Origin of the sequence: Nocardiopsis sp. CNS-639, from assembly GCF_000381685.1 — a bacterium.
Lineage (GTDB): Bacteria > Actinomycetota > Actinomycetes > Streptosporangiales > Streptosporangiaceae > Nocardiopsis > Nocardiopsis dassonvillei.
This window is the reverse complement of the sequence record NZ_KB906883.1, coordinates 12125-30799: the sequence shown is the minus strand read 5'-3', so window position 1 is coordinate 30799 and position 18675 is coordinate 12125. Positions and strand designations below refer to the sequence as shown.

Genomic DNA, 18675 nt, shown 5'->3' with positions numbered 1-18675 from the left:
TAGGTGTAACTAGTAACTTTCTGCCCGGTTTGAAGTAGCTGGACTAAGTCCCTTCGGGGGCAGAGTCCCACCACAACAGCACAAGACAGGCATCCCCCATGCTCTCCCCCTGACCCAGGTAGCGGTGCGAGGAAGTCACGCGCTACTTCGAGCACGCGGGTGAGACGGTCGCTGTGCGCGAGAACGACGGGGACCTGCACTGGGTGTTCTCCGACCACCACGGCACGGGCGAGATGGCGGTGGATGCGATCTGGGGAGAGGTCGTCCAGCGGCGGATGACCGTGTTCGGTGAGAACCGTGAGGCCGCAGGGGAGTGGCCGGGCGAGCGCGGGTTCGTGGACGGCACGGTCGACGAGTCCACGGGACTGACCCAGCTCGGAGCGCGTGCGTATGACGCGGCGCTGGGCCGGTTCATCTCGGTGGACCCGTTGACGAACCTCGTTGACGCGCAGACGATGAACGGGTACGCATACGCCAACAACAGTCCGACCACCTACTGGGACGGGTCAGGGCTGTCGTACTGCACTCCTGCGGACGGTATCTGCCTCTCGGGGAACAGGGCGACTGTCTCCTACAAGAAGAAGAACGGCAGCAGCGGTACTCAGCACTGGCATTACGGCAGTAAGCACGGATGGCGTCAGACCTCCTATACCAGGTACCGGCCGTCTTCAGGCGGCGGCTACCAGACGAACCGTTACACCATGGCTTCCGGTGGCTGGAGCGGCTGGAAGACTGTCGCCAAACCGCCTGTTCCGAAGAGGCCTCCGGTCAGCTATGCCAAATCTCCGCAAGAGCAAGCTATTGACGCTGCTGGTTGGTTCTCGCAGGCTGGAGACTGGGCGAGTGGAGCCTGGGACTGGACCAAAGACAATTGGGGAACGATCTCCCAAGTTGCTGGGTGGGCTGCGTTTGGCGCTTGCGTATTCGTCTCTGCGGGCTCCTGCCTCATTGCTGGTGGGGCAGTTCTTGCGGCAAACGTTGGGATGGACGCGGCTATCGATGGTTCTGTCAACTGGAGAGAACATGGGTGGAGCGCTCTGATGCTTGGCATGGGCGGAGGCGCCGCTCTCGGTGTCGGTAGGTTGGCAACTGGTACGTGGCGAGGTGCGCTGAGTTCAATGCGATCAAGGCCTACCGTACGAACCGGCACTCAGAGGTGGGACTATAATCCCAGGTCAGGAAACCCTCAGCGCAGAGAGGGAATCTTCCAAGGCTGGGACATGAGTTCGGGTCCTGTTGATTGGGGTGCTTCGTCCGCCAACTATGCAGTCAACATTGCCAGCGGCTCCACGTTCGGCGGACCGGTCCCGTACAGCAATCCCTTCGCTGGGCGTTAGCGATTGGTTGAAATGATCGTTCGAAATAGAGGAATGCAGGCACTGGCATGTGTTCTCGCGTTCTTGATTTGGGCATTGTTTGCCCTATGGGCGGCTTCTGGGGAATTCCAAATTCCCTCCGCTCTTATCGTGGCTACCATGGCAAGCCTATCGATATGGTTGAGTATCAAGGTTGGCTTCTGGAGAAGCATTGAGGTTGATGTTAATCTTCTGATTATCCGTGATTATATAAAGAAGACTTCGGTTCCGCTGATTCAGGTGCGTGATGTTGTGGCGCCGGGCGGTGCTTTGGTCATAGAGTTGGAGAATGGTGATACCCTAAAGCCTGCGGCGTTTGAAGGGTCACTCCTCACGGCCTTGTTCGGCAGCCCGAGCGCCAATCGTGCTGTGCGCATTCTCAGCCAGTGTGTTGGTGATTGCTGTGCGGGCGGCGCAATGGAGGACCCTGGTGCTAAAGTCAGTCCTCATCTGAATCTCATTGCCTTCCCGGTAATATGGGTGCTTGTGTTTTCCAGCTACCTTGGCTTGAGCTTTCTTGTTTCTTGAGGAAGCAAGCTAGGTGGCCTGGGCCCCGTCTTCGGGAACCGAGGAGGGCACGCTTTATTTCGAGCGCTCGGGTGAGGCGGTCGCGGTCGGGGGGAACAGTTGGTCCTGGTCGGGGTTGTCTGGTGACTGTCTTTCAGAAGTCTCGGCGGAAAAGATCTTCCAAGACACTGCGGAACCGGTGGACAGCTTCCTTTGGTATCTCCGCCTGCTTTCTTATCGGATTTTTTTGGCTTGGCGGTGTAACGCAAGCCCTCGGTTCTGAGAGTGGAGTTTACCGATGGGAGTGGTTCTTCTACTCGATGTTCCACCCCATTGCTTATTGGTTTTTTCTGAAGGTCTCATACTTCACTCATATTGAACTGCGAGGTGATGCTGTTGTTGTTAAGAACTTCTGGTGAAGCATGTCATTCCTGCTCGACTCGTTTCTAGGGTTCTTTGGGAAGGGGGCGTAGATATTGTTCTTGAAGATGGTAGTAAGTGGTGGTGTCTCAATCTGGGGGGATCTCTGGTCGGTCGGCTCGCTGGTTACCCAACAAACCGGAGGTGTGCCAGGGAGATCGAGGATTTCGTGGAAAGGAGTAAGACTGAGCCTGTAGCCGTGGAAGATTCTGGCGTCGTGACTTCGCTGCACCTCAATCTGGTTTTTCTTGCTTGTGCATCACTCGCATCTTTTGTTCTTTTTTGCCTCTTGAGTCTCGGATGCTAGCTTCGTCGGCTTCTCTCCGTTTTCCTTGCTCTTCTGACTTGGCTGAAGATACGACCGGAGACGCCCGTACTGGGACGGGGCAGGTGGGGTAGGGGGCCGGTGATCGTGCTCGGCCCTTCGGGGTCGGCAGCGAACGGAGGGAGTGCCGTGTTCGTCTTCTTCAGCAACCGTCTGGGCTGTGTCATGTCGCTGGTGGTCTCGGTGGCGCTGACCGCCCTGCTTCTGTTCATCCTTAACTCCCTGGGGTGAGGCGGGAGGCGGACGAGGCGGGTGGGACGCTTGCTTCCCAGGAGGGAATCGTCTACTACGGCGAGGCCACGCAGTCCTTCTGGGCTGTCACCCCCACCGGACTCCTCGAAGCCGCGAACGCTGACGCCCTCCTCCTGGCCCTGTGGCCGCACAACGCCCCGTTCATACCGCCCGCCCTGGCCGTCGAGGCCCTCACTCTCGCACCGGCCTGACCGGTCCCTCCCACCACGGGCCGGAACCGCCACCAGCGGCCCCGGCCCACCCGTGACTCAGCGGAGGGCCCACCGCCGACCGCAGCCGGACACCCGCCTACTCCTGCTGGTGGGGCATCCGGATGTTGTACTGGCGCATCTTGCGGTAGACGGTCGCCCGTCCCATCCCCAGCTCGGCGGCGGCCCCGACGACGGTCGCGCCCGGAGCGGTCAGGCAGCGGATGATCTCGTCGCGTTCCACGGCCTGGATGCGGCTGAGGCGGCGCCCGCCGTTGCTGCGGAAGACCTCGGCGGGCAGGTGGTGCACGTCGACCACGTCCGCGCGCTGCGCCGCGTCGCACACCGCCCGCTTCAGCTCGGTGGCGTTGCCCGGCCAGTGGTAGTCGGTGAGCGCGCGGGAGGCCGCCGTGGTGAGGCCGATCGCCCGCCCCCGGGCCCCCTGCGCGAAGTGCCGCGCGAGCGGCAGCACGTCCTCCGGGCGGCGGCGCAGGGCGGGGGCCTCGACCACCGTGTCCACCAGCTCCCGCAGCGCCTCGGGGAGCGCGTCGAAACTCCGCGCCGTGACCACGAAGGGCTGGGGGCGTCCGCCCCCGCGCCGCGCCCCGGCCAGCAGCCGGGCCAGCTCGCTCGCGCCCCACGCCGGAAGCGCCTCCACCCCGGACACGATCACGCACGTGTCGTCCTTGGCCAGCTCGGGGGTCCAGAGCGTGAGCCAGGAGTCCACGTCCTCCGGGGCGGGCGGACGGGCGTTGAGCACCCTCTCCCGGGCGCTGACCTGCCGCCGCGCGAGCGAGGCCAGGGAGGTCCGGCCCGAACCCGGCTCGCCCACGACCGCCAGCGTCCGCCCGCCCACCGCCTCGCGGGCCTCGGCGACGGCGCCGCGCCAGAGCCGCGACGCGCAGGCGTCGGCCTGTCCGCCACCGGCGGCGCGGAAGCGGAACACCGCGCCCCTGGGCGCGGGCTGGACCCGGCGCCCCGTGCCCCGGGCGAGCATGAGCGCGGACGTGCTCTGCGCGGCGGACTGGGCCAGTGCCAGCAGCAGGGCCGACGAGGACTCCGACCAGGTGGTCAGGTTGACGCTGCCGACCAGCGTGCCGTCGGACGGGTCCAGGACCGGAGCGGCGGCGCAGGTGTACCCGCGCAGCCCCGTGCAGTAGTGCTCCTCCGCCCTGACCAGCGACGGCGCGCGGTCGGCCAGGGCCAGGCCGAGGCCGTTGGTGCCCGCGTCGCGTTCGGCGTAGGAGAACCCGGGGGCGAGGTGGACCCGGTCCAGCGAGTGCAGGATCGCCGCGTCGTTGGCGAGCCTGCTCAGCACCAGCCCCTCGCTGTCGGTGATCATCAGGCTCACCGGTTCGTTGGCAATGGTCCGCTGGATGCCCCGCAGGACCTCGTTGCCGCACTCGTAGAACAGCGACTCCGTGTCCACGGAACCGGTGAACGCGGGCTCCACCCGTTCGGCGGAGACGCCGTAGTGCTCGCTGCGCCGCCACGAGGCGCGCAGCCGCGGGGCTTTCACCGGTGTCCGTCCGGCGGTGTCGATGGGTGCGTGTCTGGGCGGTGAACACGTCCGGTCGTGCACGTCGGCCTCCAGGGGTTCTGCGGCCGCGACCTGGGCGGACGGTCGGTACGCCCACCCGGGCCGCGTGACGGCCAGGTTACTCGCCCGTGTCCCGGAGGCCTCGGAGCGGCTGTCTCAAACTGAGACACGCGACACAGGCCGGAGTTGCGTACGTCTCCCTAGTCTTCCAGCGAAACGGCCGATTCGACCCGGCCCCGTGGGAGGAAGCATGTACAGCAAGGACGGCGAGAACTACTTCGTCGTGGACGCGCACGTGGCCCTGTGGGACGCGCGTCCCGAGAACCAGCTCAACATCCACGGCAAGCAGTTCATCGACTGCTTCTACGACTACCACCGCAACCTCGGCCCGGAGTCGGAGCTGTGGCCGTACGAGGACTTCCTCTACTACGGCGGCGAGCGCCTGATGCGCGACCTGTTCACCGACGGCTACGTCGACCACGCCATCTTCCAGCCCGCCCACCTCGGCGCCTTCTACCGCAACGGGTTCGGGCAGGCCGAGGAGGCCTTCGCGCTCACCCAGGCCCACCCCGACAAGCTCACCTACAACCACTGCTGGGACCCGCGCTTCGAGGAGGAGGGGCTGGAGTGGCTGCGCCGCGACGCCGAGCGGTTCGGGCTCCAGGGGGTCAAGCTCTACACCGCCGAGTGGAAGGAGGGCTCGCGCGGGTACAAGCTGGACGACCCGTGGACCTACCGCTACCTGGAGACCTGCCAGGAACTCGGGATCCGCAACATCCACGTCCACAAGGGGCCCACGATCCGGCCGCTGGACCGCGACGCCTTCGACGTGGCCGACGTGGACCACGCGGCGACCGACTTCCCCGACCTCAACTTCGTGGTGGAGCACTGCGGGCTGCCCCGCCTGGAGGACTTCTGCTGGATCGCGACCCAGGAGCCCAACGTGCACGCGGGCCTGGCGGTGGCGATCCCCTTCATCCACACGCGGCCGCGCTACTTCGCGCAGATCCTCGGCGAGCTGCTGTACTGGCTGGACGAGGACCGGATCCAGTTCTCCAGCGACTACGCCCTGTGGACCCCGCGCTGGCTGGTGGAGAAGTTCGTGGACTTCCAGATCCCCGAGGACATGACCGAGTACGCGCCGGTCACCGTGGACCAGAAGAAGAAGATCCTCGGGCTCAACGCGGCCGCGATGTACGGCATCGAGGTGCCGCAGGGGCTGGGTCTGACGGCCGACGCCGACGCCAAGGCGGTGGCCTGACATGCGCCCGCACGGACACGCCGAACTGGAGCGCCCGGAAACCGCGCACACGGCCTCCGAACCCGGCACTCCGCAGGACGCCGAACTGGAACTCGCGGCGCTGCGGGCGCTGGACGCGGTGTACGACCCCGAGCTGGACGAGCCCGTCACCGACCTGGGCTTCGTCCGCTCGGTCAGGGCCGACGGCGGCGCGCTCACCGTCCACCTGCGGCTGCCCACCTCGTTCTGCGCGCCCAACTTCGCCTACCTCATGGCCTCCGACGCCAAGGATGTGCTCACCGACCTGTCCGGCGTACGTGAGGTCGCGGTCCTCCTCGACGACCACCACGACTCGGACAGGATCAACCGCGGCCTGGCCGCGGACGCGGGCTACCGCGGCACGTTCGGGGACGAGGCGCAGGAGGACCTGGAGGAGCTGCGCCTGGTCTTCCGGCGCAAGGCCCACGCCGCCGCGATGGAGCGGGCGCTGACCCTGCTGCTGCGCGCGGACCCCGGCCTGGCCGAGGAGGACCTGCACGACCTCACCCTCGCCGACCTGCCCGACGACCGGGCGGGGCGGGCGCTGCTGCGGCGCCGCGCGGCGCTCGGGCTGAACCGCGACCCGTCCGCGCGTGTGCTCGTGGACGACCACGGCGCCCCCTTCCCCCGAGAGGAGGTCCCGCTGCGGCTGAGGTTCGCCCGCTCCACCCGGATCTCCATCGAGGGCAACTCGCACTTCTGCCGCGGGCTGCTGCGCACCCGCTACCCCGGGTCGGAGGCCGACCAGGCCCCGCCCGCCCACACACTTCCGCTCACCGTTCAAGCGAGGCAGTCATGAAGGCAGTCCAGGTCGTCGGCTACGGCCAGAACCTGCGCATGGAGGAGGTGCCCGCCCCGGAGGTCACCGGTCCCTTCGACGTCATCGTCAGGATCGGCGGCGCCGGAGTCTGCCGCACCGACATCCACATCCTGGAGGGGCAGTGGGCCCAGAAGTCCGGTGTCACCCTGCCCTACACGATCGGCCACGAGAACGCGGGCTGGGTGCACGCCGTGGGCAGCGGCGTCACCAACGTCTCCGAGGGCGACAAGGTCATCGTGCACCCGCTGATCACCTGCGGCCTGTGCCGGGCCTGCCGCTCCGGTGACGACGTCCACTGCGAGAACAACCTCTTCCCCGGCATCGACACGGCCGGGGGCTACGCCGAGTACCTCAAGACCTCCGCGCGCAGCGTGGTGCGCATCGACGACTCCCTCGAACCCTCCGACGTGGCCGCGCTCGCCGACGCCGGGCTGACCGCCTACCACGCGGCGGCCAAGGCCGCGCGCCGCCTGCGTCCCGGCGACCGCTGCGCGGTGATCGGCGCCGGGGGTCTCGGGCACATCGGCATCCAGGTGCTCAAGGCGATCACCGCGGCCGAGATCATCGCGGTGGACCGCAACGCCGACGCGGTCGCCCTGGCCACCTCGATCGGCGCCGACCACGGGGTGGTCGCGGACGGCACGCAGGTCGAGCAGGTCCTCGAACTCACCGGCGGCCACGGCGCCGAGACCGTCATCGACTTCGTGGGGGAGGGCGGGGCGACCTCGGACGGGGTGCGGTTCCTGCGCCGTGCCGGGGACTACCACGTCGTCGGGTACGGCGAGAACATCGACGTGCCGACGATCGACGTCATCTCGGCGGAGATCAACTTCGTCGGCAACCTCGTCGGCTCCTACAACGACCTGTGCGAGCTGATGGTGCTGGCGGCGAGGGGACACGTGCGGCTGCACACCAGCAAGTACCCGCTCGACCGCTTCCAGGACGCGCTGGACGACCTCGACGCCGGGCGGATCCGGGGCCGCGCGATCCTCGTCCCGTAGGGGGATCTTCGACCACGCCGGGAGGGAGCGCCCGGCCGGGCCCACGGGACCGGTCGGGCCCGCGGCGGCACGCCGGGTCCGCCCGAGGTGAGGGGCGGTCCGCGTCGAGGGGACGGACACCGCCTCCGCCGGAGGGCGGAAGGGGAGGTCCGGCGTGCCAGCCGCGCCCGTTCGCGTGCCGCCGGTGCGTGTCGCCGGTGCGCGACGGTGTGTCCCGGCCCGGGAGGCGGTCCCGGTTGCGGTCAGGGCGTTCGGATCGCGAGCCGGGTGTCCCGGTGCGGGCGGGGCCTCCCGGTGGGGGGTGGTCCCGGTCGCGGGCGGTGGCCTGGCACAGGCGGGTGCGGCCCCGGTCGTGCGCGGGTGTGTCCCCGGCGCAGCGGCGGCGGCCCCCTCGGTGGGGGCCTTGGTCGGAAAGCGCTTGCCTTGTAACGTGGGTCACTCCCGCTGTTCAAGGAGGCGTGCCCATGGGGATCCCCCCGCGTTCCGTCCGAAGAACGAGTCCGCTGCTCGCGGGCGTATGTGCCCTGGTGATGGCCGGAAGCTCCGCCGCGCTGGCCGAGCCGGACACCGGTTCCGGCGTCCAGCTCGAACGGCTGGATCGCGGCCTGGTCGCGGTCGACACCCCGGAAGGCGTTTTCCTGAGCTGGCGCCTGCTCGCCTCCGAGGTCGGCGGGCACACCGGCTCCGGGCTCCGGGGCCCGCAGTTCCGGGTGTACCGGGACGGTGACGTCATCGCCATCGTGCGCGACAGCACCAACTTCCTGGACGGGGAGGGCGGCGCCGACTCCGAGTACCGGGTGGTCCCCGTCCCCCGGGGAAGGCCCGGCGTCGGCCCCGAGGGCGAGTCCTCCGTGTGGGCCGAGGGGCACCACGACCTGCCGCTCCGCGAACCCGAGGGCGGCACCACCCCGGCGGGGGAGGAGTACGGCTACACCGCCAACGACGTCAGCGTCGGCGACATGGACGGCGACGGGCGGTACGAGTTCGTCGTCAAGTGGGACCCCACCAATTCCAAGGACGTCTCGCAGCGGGGCTACACCGGTCCGACGTACGTGGACACCTACACCCTGGACGGCGAGCTGCTGCACCGCATCGACCTGGGCGTCAACATCCGCTCGGGCGCGCACTACACGCAGTTCGTCGTCTACGACCTCGACGGCGACGGCCGTTCGGAGATCATGCTCAAGACCGCCCCGGGCACCCGGACGCTGACCTTCGACGGGGACGGCGGAGCGGCCGGGGAACACATCACCCTGCCGGACGAGGACGTCGAGGCCGGAGTCGATCACGGAGACGACTACCGGATGAGCGCCGAGGACTACCGCGAGCACGTCGTGGAGGTGTTCCGTGGCTGGCACGGGCACCCCGAGGTGGTGGCCGGGAACTGGCCCGCCACCCTGGAGGAGGCCTTCGGCGGGGGGCCCAGGTACGACTACCCCCTGAGCGAGGAGGACGCCGGGGCCCTCGCGGACCTCTTCCTCGACGAGTACGCGCCCTCGCGCAGCGCGCGCAACGAACTGCGCGAGTTCGAGGGCTTCATCGTGGACGGCCCCGAGTACCTGACGGTGTTCGACGGCGAGACCGGCGCGGAGCTGGACACCGTCCGCTACGAGCCGGGCCGGGGCGACGACGGCCTGCTGTGGGGCGACTACGCGATGGCGCGCATCGAACCGGGCAACCGGGTGGACCGGCTGCTGTCGGGCGTGGCCTATCTGGACGGCACCCGCCCGTCGGCGGTGTTCGCCCGGGGCTACTACACGCGCTCGGCGGTGGCCGCCTACGACTTCGACGGCGAGGACATCAGCACGCGCTGGGTCGCGGACAGCGGCCACGTGCCCATGGACAACCCGTTCCACGCCTCCCCGCACGGGGGACGGGGCTCCGACCCCGAACTGGGCACGCTGGCCGGTCAGGGCTTCCACTCTTTCGGCGTGGCCGACGTGGACGCCGACGGACGCCAGGAGATCGTCTACGGCTCCGCGACCCTGGACGACGACGGGTCGCTGCTGTACTCCTCGCACGCCGAGGGGCCTCCCGGGAGCGCCATCGAGGGCCAGACGACCAAGCTCGGGCACGGCGACGCGATGCACGTGGGCGACCTCGACTCGCGGCGCGAGGGCCTGGAGGTCTGGACCGTGCACGAGGGCGGCGCGAGCGCGCCGTATGGGTTCGCGATGCGCGACGCCGCCACCGGCGAGGTGCTGTTCGGCGGGTACACGGGCACCGACACCGGCCGGGGCATGGTCGGCGACGTCGACCCGGACGTCCCCGGCCTGGAGGCGTGGTCCTCGATGCCGCCCGGAGGCGGGGGCGAGGCGGGCCTGTGGAGCGCGGACGGGGAGTTCCTGGGCGACCGCACCCCGGGGACGAACATGAGCATCCGCTGGTCCGCCGACATGACCACGCAGATCGTCGAGGGCACCGAGGACCCGAGGATCGGGGACTGGCGGCGCGGCACCCTGCTCACCGCCGAGGGCACGCTCACCAACAACGGGACGAAGGGCAACCCCGCCCTGGTCGCGGACGTGCTCGGCGACTGGCGCGAGGAGCTGGTCCTGCGCACGAGCGACAGCGGCGCGCTGCGCATCCTCACCAGCACCGAGGTGACCGGACACCGGCTGCACACCCTCATGCACGACCCGCAGTACCGGGTGGACGTGGCCCGGCAGCAGACCGGCTACAACCAGCCCGCGTACACGTCCTTCCACCTGGGCACGGACACCGACTGGGCGCGGGTGCAGGTCCCCGAAGCCGTCTACCCCGAGTAGGGGGCGGGAGCGCGAAGAGGCGTCGGGGCCCCGGGCCGGGAGCGGCACACTCCCGGCCCGGGCCCCTTACGGCTGGTGTCACCACGACACCGGCCGTCCGTGTGGAAGTCGTGTCCGCGCAGTGTCCTCACGCGGTCGGGACGGGCCGCGCCCGGGGGCCGGAGGGCGCCCCGGCCGGTGCTGCGCGGCCACTGCGGCCACCGGGGGACACCTCTTGTGCGGAGAAAGCGCCGAGCGAAGGCGGCCCCGGCGGGAGGCGGCGGGCGGACCGCCGCCTCCTACCGGACGGAGGGGCCGGCCTCCGGCGGGCCGCTCCGGGGCCGGGCGCCCAACTGGACCGACAGCTCGGCCGCCGCCTCGCGGACGGCCGCGATGAGGCCGACCAGGCCCGACCCCCGGAAGTGCGTCGCGGGGCCGCCCAGGCTCACCGTGGCGGCGAGCCCTCCGGAGGAGTCGAAGACGGGGGCCGCCACGGCGCCCACGTCGTCCAGGAAGTCCTCGTCGCTGACCGTGTAGCCCTCGGACGCGATCCGTTCCAGGTGCGTCCGCAGGGCCTGCTCGTCGGTCATGGTGTGCGCGGTGAAGCTCCGCAGCGGCCGGGCCAGCCACCGTTCCCGCAGGTCGGCGGAGAAGGCCAGCATCGTCATCGGCCCCGCCGCGGCGTGGAAGGGCAGCACGCTGCCGACGGCGATCTTCTTGATCGTCAGCGGCCCCGATCCCTCGACGAGGTCGATGCAGACCGCGCCGTCCTCCGAGGGCACCATCAGGTAGGCCGTGTGGCCCGTGCGCGCGGCCAGGCCGCGCAGCAGGGGAGCGGCCTCGTCGCGCAGGTTGAGTTCGGCGAGCGCGGTCGATCCCACGGCGAACAGCCGCATGTTGACCTTGTAGGCGCCGTCCGCGCGCTGGCTGACCCAGCCGACCTGTACCAGCGTGGCCAACAGGCGGTGCACCGTGGTCTTGTTCAGACCGGTCTCCTCCGCCAGCTCACCCAGGGTGAGCGCGTGCCGCTCATGGGTGAAGCACTCCAGGAGCCGACAGGCGCGGAGCACCGAGTTGACCACGCCCTTGGGTCCAACGGCCGGTTCACCGTCGATCGTCGCCACCGAAGGGGACCTCCTCGCACGTGCGGCCGTCGATGACAGGGTAGCGGCCGGATCGCGGCCCGCCCGACGCCGTGGATCCGGTTCCGGCGGGCGCGGTGCCGCCGCCCGGTTCAGCTCCCACTGCCGTACACCGCGCGCATCCGCTTCTTGTCGAACTTGCCCACGCTGGTCTTGGGGACCTCCTCCACCATCACGAACCGGTCGGGGAGCTGCCAGCGCGCGAACCCCTCCCCCAGGAAGCCGCGCAGCTCGTCCGCGGCGATCTCCCCGCCGTCCGTGCTGGACAGGACCGCGACGGGCCGCTCGCCCCAGGTCGGGTCGGGGACCGCGATGACGGCCGCCTCCCTCACCCGCGGGTGGGCGGCCAGCCTGTTCTCCAGGTCGACCGAGGAGATCCACTCCCCGCCGGACTTGACCATGTCCTTGGCGCGGTCGACCAGGGTCACGTACCCCCGCGCGTCGATGGTGACCATGTCCCCGGTGCGCAGCCAGCGGCGGCCGTCGGGGGAGGAGTCGAAGGAGGCGCCGTCGTCCTGCTCGGGGGCGTGGTAGCGGTCGACGACGAAGGGACCGCTGATCTCCAGCTCCCCCACGCTGGCGCCGTCCCGGGGAACCTCCCCTCCGGCGGCCCTCGACCGGACCGCCAGGCCGGGCAGGGGACGGCCCTGCGTGCGTCGGGCCGCCGCACGCGCCGCCTCGTCGGCGACGCACGGTTCCACGGCGACCAGACCGACCGGTGAGCACTCGGTCATGCCCCACGCGTGGACGGGGCGGACCCCGAGGCCGGCGAGCGCGTCGAGCAGGTTCTCGGACGCGGAGGAGCCGCCGATGACGACCCGGTCCAGGGTCGCCAGCGCGTCGGCGGGCACCCGGCCCTCCTCCACCGCCCGGACCAGGGAGGACCACACGGTGGGGACACCGGCGGCGAACGTCGCCCGGGCGTCGCGCACGAAGCCCGCGAGGCTCAGCGGGTCCAGGTGGCGGCCGGGCAGGGCCAGGCCGGCGCCCGACACCAGGGCCGCGTAGGGCAGGTTCCACGAGTTCGCGTGGAACATCGGCACGACCGGCAGCACCACGTCGTGGTGGCCGATGGCGAACGCGTCGGTCGTGCACAGGGTGAGCGCGTGCAGGTAGACCGACCGGTGGCTGTAGACCACAGCCTTGGGGCGGCCGGTGGTGCCCGACGTGTAACACACGCCCGCCGCCTCGTTCTCGTCACGGGGACGCCACCAGCTCCGGGGCTCGGGGGCCGCGGGGAGTTCCAGTCTGCGCACGCGCGCCGCGCCCTGGACGGCGGGCAGCTCGGGGGCATCGCCCATGACGAGGACGTGTTCGACGGTGTCGGGGAGGTCGACGGCGGACCAGGCCTCCCACAGGGACCCGTCCACGAGCACCGCGCGGTCGTCGGCGTGGCCGAGCGTGTAGGCGATCTCGTCGGCGCTGAGGCGGATGTTCACGGTGTGCATGACCATGCCCGCGCCGGGGATCGCGACGTAGGCGCGCATGTGGTCCAGGGTGTTCCAGGCGTAGGTCGCCACCCGGTCGCCGGGACGGAGCCCGAGGCCGGTCAGGACCTGCGCGAGTCCGCGGGCCCCGGCGAACAGCGCGGCGTAGTCCAGGGTGCGGACGCCGTCCGGTTCCCGGCCGACGATCCCGCGGTCGGCGAAGGTCGTCTCGGCCCGGTCGAAGACCTGGTGCAGCCCCAGCGGTTCGGTCTGCATCACGGAGATCATCGCGGCTCACTCTCCCGTTCTGTGCGAAACGTGTTCCGTGTGGTGTGGACACGGGATCCCCCGTGCACGGACCGCCCGGTCGGTATGTGGCGTTCCGGCACGTAGACCCGTCGAGTGTCGGCTGAGTTACGTACCGAAGTGATCCTTGACACAGGATCATACGCCTCCTTAGCCTCCTTTTGAAACGCGTTCCGCTATACGAAAGGCAGGCGGTATGGAAGCCCAGCGACTACGCGAGCTGATGGACGCGGGAGTGGTCTACGCGCCTGGGGTCTGGGACGGGCTCACCGCGCGCCTGGCCGAACAGGCCGGGTTCTCGGCCCTGTGCGCCTCGGGCTTCGCCGTCTCCGCCTCCCTCGGCTACCCGGACGCCGAGCTCTACACGATGACGGAGAACCTCGACGCGACCCGCCGGATCCGCGAGTCGAGCGGCCTCCCGCTGATCGCCGACATCGACACCGGGTACGGCAACGCCGTCAACGCGGCGCGGGCGGGCCGCCGTTTCCGCGACGCCGGGGTCGCGGCCGTCTTCATGGAGGACCAGGAGTCGCCCAAGCGCTGTCCCCTCTGCGTCGGCGACCCGGTGCCCCTGGTCCCGACGGAGGAGGGGGAGGGGAAGGTCCGCGCGGTCAAGGACGCCGTCGGCGAGGACGTCCTCGTCATCGCGCGCACCGACGCCACGGGCGACGACGCGCTGCGCCGCGCCGAGGCCTACGCCGGGGCCGGAGCCGACATGATCATGCCGGTCACCAGGACCTTCTCCACCGTCGACGAGTGGTCGAAGTGCCGGGAGGCGGCGGGGGTCCCCCTCGTCGCCACGCTCACCGCGTCCACCTGGACCGAGCGCGAGTTCACCCCCCGGGTGCTGGAGGAGGTCGGGGTCGCGCTCGCGCTCCTGCCCACCCAGGTGCTGATGGCGGCGACGGGGGCCATGCGCCGGGCCCTGGGCAGGCTGGCCGGGGGAGAGCCCCCCGCCCAGGTGAGCGCCGACGCGCTCCAGCACCACGAGTTCGTCGACCTGATCGGCTTCGCCGAGGTCGAGGCCGCCCAGCGGGACTACCTGCCCGCCGCGCGGGGAGGCGAGTGAGCATGGGCCTGACCATCACCGAGAAGATCCTCGGCCGGGCCGCCGGGGGGACCGAGGTCCGCGCCCGCGACAACCGCGCGTTCCGGCCCGACCACATGATCGCCTACGACTTCCCCGGCTACACCGACGTGATGTTCCGCCAGATGCACGACGACTTCGGCATCACGGAACTGGCCGACCCCGAGCGCTACCTGGTCTTCATCGACCACATGCTCACGCGGGGCAGCGCCAAGGAGGCGGAGGTCCACCAGGTCACCCGCGACTGGTGCGACTTCTACGGGATCACCCTGCACGAGGCCGAGGGGATCGGCCACCAGGTCGCCGCCGAACTCGGCTACGCCCTCCCGGGCCGGTTCCTCATCCACTTCGACGGCCACATCAGCGGCCTGGGGGCCTTCGGAGCGCTCGGATGGGGGGTGCGGCGCGACCTCCTGGAGGCGTGGGTCACCGGTCAGATCTTCCTGGACGTGCCGGAGTCGGTGCGCTTCGAGCTCACCGGGGCCTTCCCCGAGGGCGTGGACAACCGCGATCTCATCCACACCATCATCGCCCGGCTCGGGGCCGACGGCTGCGCCCACCAGGTCATGGAGTTCACCGGCCCCGGAGCGCGCTCGATGAGCATCGACCGCAGGCAGGGCCTGTGCGGGATGGCGATGTTCACCGGCGCGGTGTCGGCGATCTTCAACCCGGACGAACTCTCGCTGGAGTACGCCCGCACGGTGCCCGACACCGTCCCCGAGCCGTTGTACAGCGACCCCGACGCGGTCTACGCCGGTGTACACGAGATCGACCTCTCGGAGCTGGAGCCGCAGGTCGTGCTGCCCGGGTCGGCCAGGGGCCAGAACACGCGGGGGGTCTCGGAGCTGGAGGGCACCCCCGTCACCAAGGCGTTCATCGGCTCCTGCGCCAGCGGGAGGCTGGAGGACATCCGGGCCGCCGCCCGGGTGCTGCGGGGCCGCCGGGTCGCCGACGGAGTGCAGCTCAACGTCGTCCCCACCTCGGCCGTGATCCACCGCCAGGCCGAGGCGGAGGGACTGCTGGACGTGCTGCGCGACGCCGGAGCGGCCGTGGCCGAGTCCAGCTGCGACTTCTGCTTCGGTTACCAGAAGCCCCTGGAGGCCGGGGAGAACTGCGTGTCCACCGGGGTGCTCAACATCTCCGGGCGCATGGGCAGCACCGACGCCAACATCTACATGGGTTCCGCCTACACCGTCGCCGCCAGCGCCGTGACCGGGCGGATCTGCGACGTGCGGGAGGTGACCGGGTCATGAGTCCGCTTCCGCCGCCCGACGTCATCAGGGGACGCGTCGCCTGGGTCTTCGGGGACGACTTCGACGTCGACCTCATCATCGGCGTGGAGAACATCAAGTACTACGACCCCGACGTGCTGCGGAGCGTGTGCATGCGGCACTACGACCCCGCGTTCGTCGACGAGGTGCGCCCCGGCGACGTCGTCGTCGGGGGCCGCAACTTCGGCTACGGGCACCCGCACTACCCCCCGCTCGTCGCGCTGCGCAACCTGGGGGTGACGGCCGTGATCGCCGAGTCCTTCTCACCCGGCTTCTGGCGCGGGGAGACCTACAACGGCATGCCGCTGCTGACCGTCCCGGGCATCACCCGCGCCGTCCGGCGGTGGGACCGCGTCGAGGTCGACTGGCGGCGCCCGTCCGTACGCATGCCCGACCGGGACGCCGAACTGACCGGAAACCCGCTCACCGAGCGCGTGGTCAAGGTCATCGAGGCGGGAGGAAGCCTGAACCTGCTCCTGTCCGAGCACCGCTCGACACACACCGCGGGCTGACCGGCCGGGTCAGGACCGCCCCACCGACACGCGGGAGCGCCGGACCGGCGCCCCGTCCCGCCGCCCCGGCCCACGGGGAGGCGTCCTTCCCCGTGGACCCCCGACGGGCGCCCACGTCCCGTCCTCACCAGGAGGCATCGCCTTGTCCTCTCCAGACAGCGCCGGGAGCTCCCCGGCACCGACCCCCGTCGGCGCGCCCGTGCGCGACCGGCGCACCGCCTTGCGAGCCGCGGTCGCCGGTGGGGTGGGGACCCTGATCGAGTACTACGCGTTCAGCGTCTACGGTTTCCTGACCGTCGTCATCGCCCCGCTGTTCTTCCCCAGCTCCAACCCCGCCACCTCGGTGCTGGCCACCCTCGCCGTGTTCGGGTCCGGCTACCTCATGCGGCCGCTCGGCGGGATCTTCTTCGGCCGCCTCGGTGACCGGACCGGACGCAAGGTCGCGCTGGTCTCCACCGTCGTCAGCATGGGCGTGTGCTGCGCCCTGATGGGCATGCTGCCCACCTACCCGCAGGCCGGGATCATCGCCCCGATCCTGCTGGTGGTCGTGCGCATGGCCGAGGGCTTCTCCGCCGGAGGCGAGGTGGGCGGGTCGGCCACCTACATCGCGGAGTCCTCCCCGGCCGGTACGCGCGGCTTCTTCGGCGCGTTCACCCCGACCGGCTCCACGCTCGGCTTCGCGGTCGCGGCCGCCGTGACCGGCGCCGTCGTCGGACTCCTCGCCCCCGAGCAGATGACGGCATGGGGGTGGCGCATCCCGTTCCTGCTGTGCGTCCCGCTGACCCTGCTGTGCCTGTGGGCGCGGCTGAAGCTGGAGGACACCCCCGACTTCAGGGAGATGGAGACCAGGGCGGAGGTGGCCCGCAGCCCCTTCACCGACGTGCTGCGGCGCAACCCGGGCGCCGTCCTCAAGGTCGTCGGCCTGGCCATCGCCACCAACGGCACGGGGTACGTCGGACTGACGTACATGAACGTGTACCTGATCAACGATCTGGGCCACGACTCCCAGGACGTGTACTGGCTCTCGGCCGCCGTGATCGCCGCGGCCTGCGCGTGCATGCCGTTCCTGGGCCTGCTCGCCGACCGCTTCGGACGCCTGAGGGTGCTCACCGCGGGGTGCGTCGGGTACGTCTTCCTGGCCTACCCCATCCTGCTCGTCATGTCGCAGGCCTCGGGGCTGCTGGTCATCGGGCTGATGTACCTGGTGTTCATGGTCCTCAACGCGGCGCTCCAGGTCCCGGCGTTCCCGCTGTTCACCGAACTCTTCCCGCGGGCCGTGCGCTACACCGGGGTCGCCCTGGGCTTCAACATCGGAACCATCGTCGCCGGTGGGACCGCCCCCTACATCGCGGCCCAACTGGTCGCCTCGACGGGCGACCCGGTGTCCCCGGCGTACTGGGTGATGGGGGTGGCGGTGGTCGGCCTGGTCACGGCGTTCACGGTCCGCTCCACCCGCGACGGGGAGCTCCCGGCCTGAACCCGGCTCCGGCCCGGCCCGCGGCCGCCGGGCCGGAGCCCCCAGCGTCACCCCGTCCGGTTGCGGGCCCCGCGCACGGCGGCCGGTGGACAGGACGGTTCCGCAGCACCCGCGGTCGCCGCGGATCCCGGCGCATGGGGCGGCCGAAGGCCCGCCTTCACGGTCCGGCGCTCCCGCGTGCGCAGGCCCCCGCGCACGGCGGCCGGAGGGGTCTCAGTCCGGGGGCGTGTCCCCGCGCTCGTCCCCGCCGCCGTGCCCGAAGGCGGGCAGGCCGCGGGCCGCGGTGGTCAGCGCGGTGCGCAGCAGCGGCCCCACTCCCTCCGGCGGAAGGCCGCGCCCGTCGTCCCCCAGGCGCGCCCGCTCCTCGGCGGCCAGGCGCAGCGCCGAGTTGAGGGTGGCCGCCTGGACGCGGACGGGCAGGCTGTCGGGGGACTCGCCGGTGCGGTCGGCGATGATCCGGGCGAAGACGGACTCGGCGGCGTGGTGGACCTCCAGCCACACCGCCATGAGAGCGGGCTCGCCGCGGGTCATCCGGATGAGGTCGGCGACGGGACCCTCCACGACCTGCGGCTCGCCGTCGAAGAACCGCTCCCGCTCCAGGTACTCCAGGAGGGGGATCCCGGGAGGGCAGGCGCGCAGGCGTTCGGCCATGTGCTCCAGGCCCGTCGTCAGCAGCGGCCGGACGCAGCTCTCCTTGCTGGGGAAGTACCGCCACAGCGTCCTGGTGGAGATACCGAGCGCGTGCGCGATGTCGTCGCCCGTGGTGCCCGACACCCCGTTCTCGGTGAACAGCCGCACGGCCGCGCGCGCGATCTCCATGCGCACGATCTCCCTGCGCCGCTCGGTCATGGGCGGGCGTCCCCGCCCCGAGGGTGCGCGGGGCGTCTGCGCGGACGGTGTTCCCGGCACGACCGTCCCCCTCCCGTGTGCACGCTGCCTGGGCGGATCCACTCTACTGGCGCCCGGACCAGGCACAACAATATTTGTCTCTGAGTGACAAAAAGTCCTACAGTGACAAT

The 18675-nt window shown here is 70.4% G+C and carries 15 protein-coding genes; 11 read left to right on the top strand and 4 right to left on the bottom strand.

What is annotated here, in order from left to right; genetic code table 11:
- Positions 1–173 precede the first annotated feature (173 nt).
- The 3 genes from G011_RS31455 to G011_RS30350 all read left to right on the top strand — a co-directional run bounded on the left by G011_RS31455 (position 174) and on the right by G011_RS30350 (position 3050).
- Positions 174–1337, top strand: coding sequence for an RHS repeat-associated core domain-containing protein (locus G011_RS31455; RefSeq protein WP_081643044.1), 1164 nt, complete (start codon positions 174–176; stop codon positions 1335–1337).
- Positions 1338–1370: 33 nt separating this feature from the next.
- Positions 1371–1883, top strand: coding sequence for a hypothetical protein (locus G011_RS31930; protein WP_155979848.1), 513 nt, complete (start codon positions 1371–1373; stop codon positions 1881–1883).
- Positions 1884–2834: 951 nt separating this feature from the next.
- Positions 2835–3050, top strand: a complete 216-nt coding sequence (locus G011_RS30350; RefSeq protein WP_019611210.1) for a hypothetical protein — start codon at positions 2835–2837, stop codon at positions 3048–3050.
- A gap of 97 nt (positions 3051–3147) precedes the next feature.
- On the opposite strand, the gene G011_RS0127105 is transcribed toward G011_RS30350, so the two are convergent.
- On the bottom strand, positions 3148–4566 hold the full coding sequence (locus G011_RS0127105; protein WP_019611209.1) for a helix-turn-helix domain-containing protein: 1419 nt from the start codon (positions 4564–4566) through the stop codon (positions 3148–3150).
- Positions 4567–4837: 271 nt separating this feature from the next.
- On the opposite strand from G011_RS0127105, the gene G011_RS0127100 reads away from it, so the two are divergent.
- The 4 genes from G011_RS0127100 to G011_RS0127085 all read left to right on the top strand — a co-directional run bounded on the left by G011_RS0127100 (position 4838) and on the right by G011_RS0127085 (position 10455).
- The gene (locus G011_RS0127100; RefSeq protein WP_019611208.1) at positions 4838–5848 is read left to right on the top strand and encodes an amidohydrolase family protein; all 1011 of its coding nucleotides are present in this window, start codon (positions 4838–4840) and stop codon (positions 5846–5848) included.
- Between the two features lies 1 nt (position 5849).
- Positions 5850–6665, top strand: a complete 816-nt coding sequence (locus tag G011_RS0127095) for an iron-sulfur cluster assembly protein (protein WP_019611207.1) — start codon at positions 5850–5852, stop codon at positions 6663–6665.
- Entirely contained in the window at positions 6662–7687 is a 1026-nt protein-coding gene (locus G011_RS0127090; protein WP_019611206.1) for an NAD(P)-dependent alcohol dehydrogenase, read from the top strand. The genes G011_RS0127095 and G011_RS0127090 overlap by 4 nt, the downstream gene beginning before the upstream one ends.
- A 464-nt stretch (positions 7688–8151) precedes the next feature.
- Positions 8152–10455, top strand: a complete 2304-nt coding sequence (locus G011_RS0127085) for a rhamnogalacturonan lyase (RefSeq protein ID WP_026338706.1) — start codon at positions 8152–8154, stop codon at positions 10453–10455.
- A 278-nt stretch (positions 10456–10733) separates the two neighbouring features.
- Here the strand turns inward: G011_RS0127085 and G011_RS0127080 are convergent, their stop codons facing one another.
- Positions 10734–11558 (bottom strand): IclR family transcriptional regulator, encoded by an 825-nt coding sequence (locus tag G011_RS0127080; protein ID WP_019611204.1) that lies wholly within the window; start codon positions 11556–11558, stop codon positions 10734–10736.
- Between the two features lie 110 nt (positions 11559–11668).
- Positions 11669–13279, bottom strand: a complete 1611-nt coding sequence (locus tag G011_RS0127075; protein WP_196808545.1) for a long-chain-fatty-acid--CoA ligase — start codon at positions 13277–13279, stop codon at positions 11669–11671.
- Positions 13280–13505: 226 nt separating this feature from the next.
- Here G011_RS0127075 and G011_RS0127070 point away from each other — a divergent pair, with 226 nt between their 5' ends.
- The 4 genes from G011_RS0127070 to G011_RS0127055 all read left to right on the top strand — a co-directional run bounded on the left by G011_RS0127070 (position 13506) and on the right by G011_RS0127055 (position 17656).
- Positions 13506–14378, top strand: coding sequence for an oxaloacetate decarboxylase (locus tag G011_RS0127070; protein WP_026338705.1), 873 nt, complete (start codon positions 13506–13508; stop codon positions 14376–14378).
- Positions 14379–14380: 2 nt separating this feature from the next.
- The gene (locus G011_RS0127065; RefSeq protein WP_196808544.1) at positions 14381–15649 is read left to right on the top strand and encodes an aconitase family protein; all 1269 of its coding nucleotides are present in this window, start codon (positions 14381–14383) and stop codon (positions 15647–15649) included.
- Positions 15646–16179, top strand: a complete 534-nt coding sequence (locus G011_RS0127060) for a hypothetical protein (protein ID WP_019611200.1) — start codon at positions 15646–15648, stop codon at positions 16177–16179. Before G011_RS0127065 ends, G011_RS0127060 begins: the two co-directional genes overlap by 4 nt.
- Positions 16180–16321: 142 nt before the next feature.
- The gene (locus tag G011_RS0127055) at positions 16322–17656 is read left to right on the top strand and encodes an MFS transporter (RefSeq protein WP_196808543.1); all 1335 of its coding nucleotides are present in this window, start codon (positions 16322–16324) and stop codon (positions 17654–17656) included.
- 213 nt (positions 17657–17869) lie between these two features.
- On the opposite strand, the gene G011_RS0127050 is transcribed toward G011_RS0127055, so the two are convergent.
- Positions 17870–18505, bottom strand: coding sequence for a TetR/AcrR family transcriptional regulator (locus tag G011_RS0127050; RefSeq protein ID WP_019611198.1), 636 nt, complete (start codon positions 18503–18505; stop codon positions 17870–17872).
- Positions 18506–18675 lie beyond the last annotated feature (170 nt).